We start from the raw sequence: 10,075 nt of genomic DNA, 5'->3' as shown, positions 1-10,075 counted from the left end.
GCAGGGCACCCGCATCAAAATAGGCTTATCTTTGAGTTATGGATGTACAAGATTATTTTTCTAAGGTAGAAGACCCACGGGTAGTGGGTCGTTGCAAGCATAAGTTAAGTGATATTTTAGTTATTGCACTGGCGAGTTATTTGTGTGGAGGCGAGGATTATGAGTCGATGCATGAACTTTGCTTAGAGCGAGGAGAATTGCTTCGCCCATTAGTTGAGTTGCCTAATGGTTGTCCAAGCGCAGACACCTTCGAGAGAGTGCTCCAACGTATTGAGCCTCAGTCTCTCTATGCTTGTCTTCAAGTTTATGGGCAAGAGTTGATTAGCGACTTAGAAGGTAAACATATTGCCATTGACGGCAAACGTCTGAGAGGCTCCAAGAAGAAAATGGGCAGTACGCATATTCTCTCAGCTTGGGTCGATGAAATAGGTTTAAGCCTTGCTCAAGAGACTGTTGCTGAGAAACGCAATGAGTTACAAGCCATTCCAGAAGTCTTGGATAGCCTTGATTTGTCAGGGGCTGTCATCAGCATAGATGCTATGGGGACTCAAACCAACATTGCGAATCAGATTATCCAATCAGAAGCCGACTACATCCTAAGCCTCAAGGGCAATCAAAAACACTTGTATGAGGATGTTCAGGATTGCTTTACAGGACAATATAGATGTCATAGTTATGAGACCTTGGAGAAAAATCATGGTCGTATTGAGAAGCGAACCTATACCACATTGTCTGCTTCGGAGGTCTTTGACGAGGAGGAATATAGTCAATGGCGAGGCTTAAGAAGTTTAATTCAAGTGGAGCGTGAGATTAGTAGTTTAGAGGGAGAGACTCGTGTGGATAAGCAGTATTATATCAGCAGTTTACCACACGAAGATTGTCAGTTGATTGGGCAATATATTCGAGGGCATTGGGGGATTGAGAATAGGCTTCATTGGCATTTGGATGTAACCTTTAGGGAAGATGCTTGCCGAGCGCGCAAGGACTACTCTGCCACGAATCTAAACACGCTCAGAAAGTTCGCTTTAGCCATTGTTTCTCAGTATAAAGACAAGCTATCCCTACGGAAGAGGTTGTTCAAGGCTGCTCTGAATATAGACTATCTCAAAAAGCTGCTAAAGATTTGATGCGGTTGCCCTGANTATAAAGACAAGCTATCCCTACGGAAGAGGTTGTTCAAGGCTGCTCTGAATATAGACTATCTCAAAAAGCTGCTAAAGATTTGATGCGGTTGCCCTGATAAGCCTGTAGGCTCAAAATCAAGAATTGAGGCAGTTTGATAAATTATTGCGATATTTGCAGTGAAAAACTTAAGTGTAACCAATATTTAAGATAAAGTATAATTAAGACGATGATTAAAAGTGCATTGCAAGCAGCTCGTGGGCAGTATAGCCCCAAGCTACCCAAGGCTCTCCGTGGTTCGGTGAAGGTTGTATTGGGCGAAGCTACACAGAGCGTTAGTGACCAAGAAGCTATCAAGGAACTATTCCCCAATACTTACGGACTGCCAAAGCTGACATTTGAAGCAACGACAGAAGCTGTTGAAGCTAAGCCTATCAATGTAGGTGTTATCCTCTCTGGTGGTCAGGCTCCCGGCGGACACAACGTGATCTCTGGTATCTTCGATGGCATCAAGGCGATCCACCCAGACAGCAAACTCTATGGTTTCTTGATGGGTCCAGACGGACTCGTTAAGCACAACTATAAGGAGCTGACAGCCGACATCATCGATGAGTACCGCAATACTGGCGGCTTCGACATCATCGGCTCTGGGCGTACCAAGCTAGAGGAGATTGAGCAGTACGACAAGGGTTTAGAAATCATCAAAAAGCTCTCTATCAACGCTCTGATTATCATCGGTGGTGACGATTCCAATACCAACGCTGCCGTACTAGCCGAGTACTACAAGAGCATCGATGCTCCTGTACAGGTAATCGGTTGCCCCAAGACAATCGATGGTGACCTCAAGAATGAGCAGATCGAGACTTCTTTCGGTTTTGACACCGCTACCAAAGTCTACAGCGAAGTTATCGGTAATATCCAACGTGACTGCAACTCTGCACGTAAGTACTGGCACTTCATCAAGCTGATGGGTCGCTCTGCCTCTCACATCGCTCTTGAGTGTGCCCTACAGGTACAGCCAAACATCGCAATCGTATCTGAGGAGATCGAAGCCAAGAACCTAACTCTTGATGACGTAGTAACCTCTATCGCCGAGGCTGTGGCTAAGCGTTCAGCCAAGGGTGATCAGTACGGTACGGTACTTATTCCCGAGGGTCTAGTAGAGTTTATCCCTGCTATGAAGGCTCTGATCGCAGAGCTCAACGATTACCTCGCACACCACGAAGCTGAGTTCCGTGCTGTACCTGCAGACGAACAACGTGCTTATGTGACAGCGCATCTGAGCGAAGCCAACTCTGCTCTCTATGCTAGCCTACCAGCTACAGTAGCTCGCCAGCTAACCCTAGACCGTGACCCACACGGCAACGTACAAGTATCTCTCATCGAGACGGAGAAGCTTCTGGCCGAGATGGTAGCTACCAAGCTTGCAGCATGGAAGGCCGAAGGTAAGTACAATGGCAAGTTCGCTGCCCTAACACACTTCTTCGGGTACGAGGGTCGCTGCGCTATGCCATCGAACTTCGATGCAGACTACTGCTATGCTCTAGGTCGTACGGCTGCTTGTCTGATCAGCGCAGGCGTTACTGGTTATATGAGCTCTGTGCAGAACCTAACGGCTCCCGCAGAGGAGTGGATCGCTGGTGGTATCCCTACGACTATGATGATGAATATGGAGCGTCGTCATGGTGCTATGAAGCCAGTTATCCAGAAGGCACTCGTAGACCTCAATGGTAAGCCATTCCAGTACTTCGTAAGCAAGCGTGCCGAGTGGGCTGAGAACACTTGTTACGTTTATCCCGGTCCTATCCAGTACTTCGGTCCATCGGAGCTATGTGACCAGCCCTCAGAAACTCTAAAGCTAGAGCGATCTAAGTAAGTCTCTAGGCTAAACATCCTATTCTAAGGCGGTGTGTCGAAGTTTACATTTCGACACACCGCCTTTCGTATGGCCTTACATCTAAATCTCGATAAATATTTGTGGCTCTACTGATTGTAGTCCTTGCTGTACAATCTTGCTGTATGTTTTGTTAGCCTATGGGAGGAAATCTTTGGGAAGATATAGACTACTCACTGTGTTATATGAGGAAAATGTCTTACTTTTGCACCCGTTATTAGGAGCAATCCTAGGCGCCCGAATGGTGGAATGGTAGACACGAGGGACTTAAAATCCCTTGGCCATTTTGGCTGTGCGGGTTCGAGTCCCGCTTCGGGTACAGCTCTTAATTCGAAAGGTTCGTCAAAATTTGCATTTTGACGAACCTTTTTTGTGTTCTGGGCACCTTATCCAGAAACAAACCCATGGAAAAGACAAGCTAGCCGACACACATCTAACCCCATTTTTGAAGGTATAGGACACATAATAAAGTGAAAGGAGAGATATCGTTTTATTGTGAAGATATTTTTGTTTATCTCGGCGGTATTAATGATTTAGAGGCTGCTCTCTACTTGAATAAATAAACAAAACAGAAGACTTAATAGCGTGTTAAGGCGGATAAGTCAGATTTGTCGCCATAGATTGTCGAAAAAATGATTATTTAACTATGTTTGTATTCAAAAGTTAGGCTTGGTAAGAGGATTAACCAAATAATTGAAATATGAAGCATAGTAAGTATTATCCTTGGATCGTCGTTGGTCTACTCTGGGTCGTAGCCCTGCTCAACTATATGGACAGGCAGATGCTCTCGACTATGAAGTCTGCGATGAGCGTAGACATCAAAGAGCTAGAGTCGGGAGAGATGTTTGGCGTGCTGATGGCCGCCTTCATGTGGATCTATGGTTTAGCGAGCCCTTTCGCAGGCCTCATCGCAGACCGCATCAACCGCAAGTGGCTGATCGTTGGTAGTCTATTCGTTTGGTCTACTGTGACGCTCCTGATGGGCTTCACGCACGACTTCTCCACACTCTATGCCCTACGCATGGTTATGGGCTTCAGTGAGGCTATGTATATCCCTGCGGCGCTAGCTCTGATTGCCGACTTTCACTCTGGCCGTAGCCGATCTCTAGCTATCGGGGTACACATGACGGGGCTGTACGTTGGTCAAGCTCTAGGAGGCTTCGGAGCGTTGCTTTCCGAGCAACTGAGCTGGCAGAGTACGTTCTTCTACTTTGGCCTTTTCGGTGCACTATATGCTCTTGTGCTCATTTTCTTGCTACACGAGGTACCTAGCCGAGGGGAGCAGCGCCAACAGTCAGTTCAGGGACAGAACTCTCTCAGAGGTATGTTTGCCAGCCTTGGCCATATCTTCAGTTCGGTATCTTTCTGGGGTATGTTGCTATTCTTTACCGCTACAAGCCTACCGGGGTGGGCTACTAAGAATTGGCTCCCAACACTCTTTGAGCAGAACCTAGGTATTGATATGACACTCGCTGGGCCTATCTCTACGGCGACGATCGCTCTATCCTGCTTTATCGGGGTCTTCGTCGGTGGTGCTATCAGCGACCGTTGGGCACAGACCAATGTCAAGGGGCGTGTCTATACCTCTGCCATTGGGCTCGGCATGATGGTGCCAGCTCTACTCCTTTTGGGCTTCGGGCACTCGTATGTGACAGTGGTGGGCGGAGGCTTCCTCTTTGGCTTCGGGCTAGGCTTCTTCGATACGAACAATATGCCTATCCTCTGCCAATTCTTCCCCTCTCGTTACCGCTCCACGGCTTATGGCCTGATGAATATGAGTGGTGTCATCGCTGGTGGCTACATCACTCAAGCACTAGGCAAGAGCCAAGATACAAACAACCTAGGCTCCGACTTCGCTACCATGGCAGTCGCTATTGGTATCGTCGTGCTGATTCAGCTCCTATTGCTGCGCCCCAAAACAGACAATATGGAGTAAACCTCTAGGCAAAGACTCCCTATAACTTCGGATATCCAAATCAACTTTTATCAAATCAATAAATCAAAATGGAAAAGATCATTGGTCTAATTGATGCGCCATTCACCCCCTTCGATGCCGAGGGTAATGTGAATCTCGCTCCTATACCCGAGTATTGTGCTCTGCTGGTTCGCTCAGGGCTCAAAGGGGTATTCATCAACGGATCCTCTGGTGAGGGCTATATGCTCAGCGAAGAGGAGCGTATGCAGCTAGCCGAGGAATGGGTGCGTGTAGCTCCCGAGGGCTTCAAAGTAATCGTGCACGTAGGTAGCACATCGCTTACCTCTAGTGCACGCCTAGCAGCTCACGCCGAGAAGATTGGCGCTTGGGGTATTGGGGCTATGGCTACACCATTCCCCAAGATTGGTAGCATCGAGCAGCTCGTGCAGTACATCGAGCCTATGGCCGCAGCGGCGCCTTCGTTGCCTTTCTATTACTACCATATCCCGGTCTTCAACGGAGCCTATCTATCTATGCTAGATCTGCTCAAGGCTGTGGACGGCCGTATCTCTAACTTCGCTGGTATTAAGTATACCTACGAGCATCTCTACGAGTACAATCGCTGTATGCTCTACAAGGGTGGCAAGTATGATATGCTCCACGGGCAGGACGAAACGATACTCTCTGCCCTCGTTATGGGGGGCGCCCAAGGCGGTATCGGAGGTACGACCAACTACAATGCTATCTGTCTGAATGGTATCATCGAGGCATGGAAAGCGGGCGACATTAAGAAGGCTCGTGAGCTACAGAACTATGCCCAAGATGTGATTGATGTAATTGCTAAGTATCGTGGCAATATCTGTGCAGGTAAGCGCATCATGAAGCTCATCGGTCTAGACCTCGGCCCTAATCGCAAGCCTTTCATGAATATCACAGACGAGGAAGAAGCCCAAATCAAGGCAGAGCTAGAGGCTATCGACTTTTTCAATCGCTGCAATAAGTAGTCACGACTAAGACAGAGGTCTGCTGTACCGAGTGCATCTTAGTTCACGGCACTCATCAAAGTAAGTCATATCGCCCGAAATACTAGGGTTATGTAGCACGCCTCTGCAAGGTAGGTGACCACGGGGAGGGAGTAAATCGACATTGTGCGATCTGCTCCCTCTCTTCTTATGGTATCTGGATAAGCTCGTGGCTTAAGAAGTTTGATTAATGGAATTTTAGATTCTCGTTCACTTTTCGTCTTATTGATGGGGAGAAGAAAGTTGAGTAAGCATGAAAATGTCAAACCTTATATTTGCCCCCTAGAGGGCTCTAGATTGCGTCCAGCCCTTTTTAGGGCATTGGCCCTAGACCAATGAAAACATACACCCTAAACAGCCTCTATATAATAGACTGGAAAACAGAATTATATAAAGGTCATCCGGCCAATTTCCCCCTCTCGAAAGCCTCTTCGAAATATTTCTTCCCATCAATCTTTTTAGATTAGTGGATACACCTTGGGGAATTAGTCCATCAATCCAACTAAATCTTCCCATCAATTCTTTGAGCTCTCTAGTGAATACATCAAGATTGCTCCTGCATGAGGTAGAGGAGTAGGAGAGATCCTTTAGCAAATATTAACAGCTAGTTTATATGATTGCTTTTTCTCCTCTGGCACTATTCCTTCAATCAATGCACTTCTCAGCCGATGCAAGTCTGGAGAGCATAGGACGACAGAGGCAAGAGGTAGTTGAGCAATCGCTGGATTTTGTGTAAGTTTGCACCTATAATATGGATAAGATTAGAAACTTTTGCATCATAGCACATATCGACCATGGTAAGAGCACCTTGGCCGATAGACTATTGGAAACAACGCAGACCGTAACGGGTAAGGAACTCCAAGAGCAGGTGCTAGATAATATGGATCTGGAACGTGAGCGTGGTATTACCATCAAGAGCCATGCTATCCAGATGAATTATACTCACAATGGAGAGCCATATGTGCTCAACCTCATTGACACTCCGGGACACGTGGACTTTAGCTACGAGGTGTCACGCTCGATCGCTGCTTGCGAGGGGGCGCTGCTCATCGTTGATGCGGCTCAAGGTATCCAAGCGCAGACGATCTCTAACCTATATATGGCTCTAGAGCATGACTTGGAAATTATCCCCATTGTCAATAAGGTGGATTTGCCGAGTGCTATGCCCGAGGAGGTAGAGGATCAGATTATCGACCTCTTGGGCTGCAAACGTGAGGAGATCATACGGGCAAGTGGCAAAACGGGAATTGGCGTAGAAGACATACTCTCTGCCATAGTGGAGCGTATCCCTGCACCCAAGGGCGATCCCGACGCACCTCTCCAGTGCCTCATTTTCGACTCGGTCTTCAATCCTTTCCGTGGCATCATCGCCTACTTCAAGGTGGTGAATGGCTCGATTAAAAAAGGCGACCACGTTAAGTTTATAGCCACAGGTAAAGAGTACGATGCCGACGAGATCGGAGTACTCCGCCTAGATATGGAGCCTCGCAAGGAGGTCAGAACTGGCGATGTGGGCTACATTATCTCGGGTATCAAGACTAGTAAAGAGGTTAAGGTAGGGGATACCATTACCCACATCGTAGGAGGAGCCAAGGAGGCCATTGCAGGCTTCGAGGAGGTGAAGCCTATGGTATTCGCAGGGCTATACCCAATCGAGAGTGAGGACTTCGAGAACCTACGTGCCTCACTAGAGAAACTCCAGCTCAATGATGCTTCTCTGACTTTCCAGCCAGAGAGCTCTGCTGCCCTCGGCTTTGGATTCCGCTGTGGCTTCCTAGGATTGCTACACATGGAGATTATTCAGGAACGTCTAGACCGAGAGTTCAACATGAATGTAATCACCACGGTGCCCAACGTATCGTACAAAGTGTATGACAAGAAGGGCAACTGCATCGAGGTGCACAACCCCGCAGGTCTGCCCGAGCCAACGCACATCGACCATATTGAGGAGCCCTATATTCGGGCCTCTATCATCACCAATACAGCCTATATAGGCCCCATCATGACGCTATGCCTCGGCAAACGAGGTCAGCTCGTCAAGCAGGAGTACATCTCAGGCGACCGCATTGAGATTTTCTTCGACCTGCCACTAGGGGAGATCGTGATCGACTTCTACGACAAGCTCAAGAGCATCTCCAAGGGGTACGCTTCTTTCGACTACCACATCAGCGAGTTCCGCCCTAGCAAGCTCGTTAAGCTAGACATTCTGCTCAACGGAGAGTCTGTCGATGCGCTCTCTACGCTGACGCACGTGGACAATAGTGTACCATTCGGCCGCCGTATGTGTGAGAAACTCAAGGAGCTCATTCCTCGTCAGCAGTTCGATATTGCCATTCAAGCAGCTATCGGCGCCAAGGTGATCGCCAGAGAAACGATCAAGGCCGTTCGTAAAGACGTTACAGCTAAGTGCTACGGTGGTGACGTCTCTCGTAAGCGTAAACTCCTAGAGAAACAGAAGGAAGGTAAGAAACGTATGAAACAAATCGGTACCGTAGAGGTACCACAGAAAGCCTTCTTGGCCGTACTAAAACTAGACTAATCAACTATGGCAGAAGTTAAACGAGCCAAACGTAAAACAACACCTAAGGATACGCCCATCGTGCCTCTCGATGGGCGTATGCCACCTCAGGCGGTAGACTTCGAGGAGGCTGTGCTTGGTGCGATACTCTTGGAGCAAGATGCTTACAGCCGTGTAAGCGAGATGCTCACACCGACCTCTTTCTACGTCAAAGCCCACGAACTGATCTACACGGCTATGACGACACTAGCTCTAAGCCAGCACCCGATCGATATGCTTACCGTAACCGAAGAGCTTAGACGAACCGAGCAACTAGAGCTCGTCGGTGGGCCTGCCTATATCTCTGGTCTAACGGTTAAAGTACTCTCAACGGCCAGCCTAGAGTTTCACGCAGCCGTATTGGCCAAGAAGGCTCTTAGTCGTAGGCTGATTGGCTTCTCTAGCGAGGTACTCAAAGATGCCTACGAGGATACGGAGGACATCGCCGAGCAGCTACAGAGAGCCGAGGGGCGTCTATTCGAGATCGCACAAAACAATTCTTCCAAGGACTTCTCCGAGATCAACCCATTGGTCAAAGATGCTGTGGAGGAAATACAAAAAGCAGCCAACAACAAAGACGGGCTTAGCGGCATTACCTCTGGCTTCCCTGCTATCGACGAGATGACGGCTGGTTGGCAGAGGTCAGACTTGATTATTATTGCAGCTCGTCCTGCCATGGGTAAGACTGCTTTCGTCGTGTCGATGGCTAAGTATATGGCAGTCGATCACAAGATACCAGTAGCTCTATTCAACCTCGAAATGAGTGCCGTACAGCTGGTTAAGCGTCTACTCTCCAACGTCTGTGAGATCTCGGGCGATAAGATCAAGAGCGGTCAGCTAGACGAGCAGGAGTGGACACGCCTATACACCAACATCAAAATGCTAGACTCCGGTAGGCTCTTCATCAACGATACCCCGAGCCTCTCTGTCTTTGAGCTGCGCAGTAAGGCTCGCCGCCTCGTGCGAGAGCACAAGGTGCAGATGATCATCATCGACTATCTACAGCTGATGAACGCTAGCGGTATGGGATTTGGTAACCGTGAGCAGGAGGTGAGTATGATCTCGCGCTCGCTCAAGATGCTTGCCAAGGAGCTGCAGATACCTATCATTGCACTCTCTCAGCTCAATCGTGGGGTAGAGAATAGACAGGGAGATGCCAATAGTAAGCGCCCACAGCTCTCCGACCTGCGTGAGTCGGGGGCCATTGAGCAGGACGCCGATATTGTGTGCTTCATTCATCGCCCCGAGTACTACAAGATTACACAAGACGAGAAGACGGGTGAGTCGCTACGAGGTGTGGCGGAGTTCATCATAGCCAAGCATCGTAACGGCCCTGTGGGAGATGTGCGCCTAACCTTCAAGAGCGAGTTTGCAAAATTCTCACCCTATCAGAGCCCTAGTGCTGGCAATGAGTTCAATACCAGTGGCCTTACCGTACGTCGCTCTAGGCTAGGAGCGAAAACGGATATGCCACAGCCGACGCCCGACTTCAACGATCCGTCTGGTAGCTTCGACCCATTGTCGCCTCCTATGCCAGGGCAAGATTTCTTGCCATAGCTAGATTC

At 48.6% G+C, this 10,075-nt stretch carries 6 protein-coding genes and 1 tRNA gene; all 7 read left to right on the top strand.

The genetic code is table 11. The annotated features are described in order from the left end of the window. Positions 1-38 precede the first annotated feature (38 nt). Positions 39-1,127 (top strand): ISAs1 family transposase, encoded by a 1,089-nt coding sequence (locus tag HQ41_RS09180; protein WP_044190831.1) that lies wholly within the window; start codon positions 39-41, stop codon positions 1,125-1,127. Positions 1,128-1,351: 224 nt separating this feature from the next. Beyond that, the gene (locus HQ41_RS09175; RefSeq protein WP_044190829.1) at positions 1,352-2,998 is read left to right on the top strand and encodes a diphosphate--fructose-6-phosphate 1-phosphotransferase; all 1,647 of its coding nucleotides are present in this window, start codon (positions 1,352-1,354) and stop codon (positions 2,996-2,998) included. A gap of 253 nt (positions 2,999-3,251) precedes the next feature. Beyond that, positions 3,252-3,335 (top strand) — tRNA-Leu (locus tag HQ41_RS09170). Positions 3,336-3,716: 381 nt separating this feature from the next. Beyond that, the gene (locus tag HQ41_RS09165) at positions 3,717-4,952 is read left to right on the top strand and encodes an MFS transporter (protein ID WP_044190826.1); all 1,236 of its coding nucleotides are present in this window, start codon (positions 3,717-3,719) and stop codon (positions 4,950-4,952) included. Between the two features lie 68 nt (positions 4,953-5,020). Beyond that, entirely contained in the window at positions 5,021-5,935 is a 915-nt protein-coding gene (locus HQ41_RS09160; protein WP_044190824.1) for a dihydrodipicolinate synthase family protein, read from the top strand. A 769-nt stretch (positions 5,936-6,704) separates the two neighbouring features. Further along, positions 6,705-8,492: a translation elongation factor 4 gene (gene lepA, locus HQ41_RS09155; RefSeq protein WP_044190821.1), complete on the top strand. Its 1,788-nt coding sequence runs from the start codon at positions 6,705-6,707 to the stop codon at positions 8,490-8,492. 6 nt (positions 8,493-8,498) lie between these two features. After that, positions 8,499-10,067, top strand: coding sequence for a replicative DNA helicase (gene dnaB / locus HQ41_RS09150; RefSeq protein WP_044190815.1), 1,569 nt, complete (start codon positions 8,499-8,501; stop codon positions 10,065-10,067). Positions 10,068-10,075: the final 8 nt, after the last annotated feature.

This window comes from Porphyromonas sp. COT-290 OH860, assembly GCF_000768935.1.
GTDB lineage: Bacteria > Bacteroidota > Bacteroidia > Bacteroidales > Porphyromonadaceae > Porphyromonas.
This window is presented reverse-complemented; position numbering and strand designations above follow the sequence as displayed.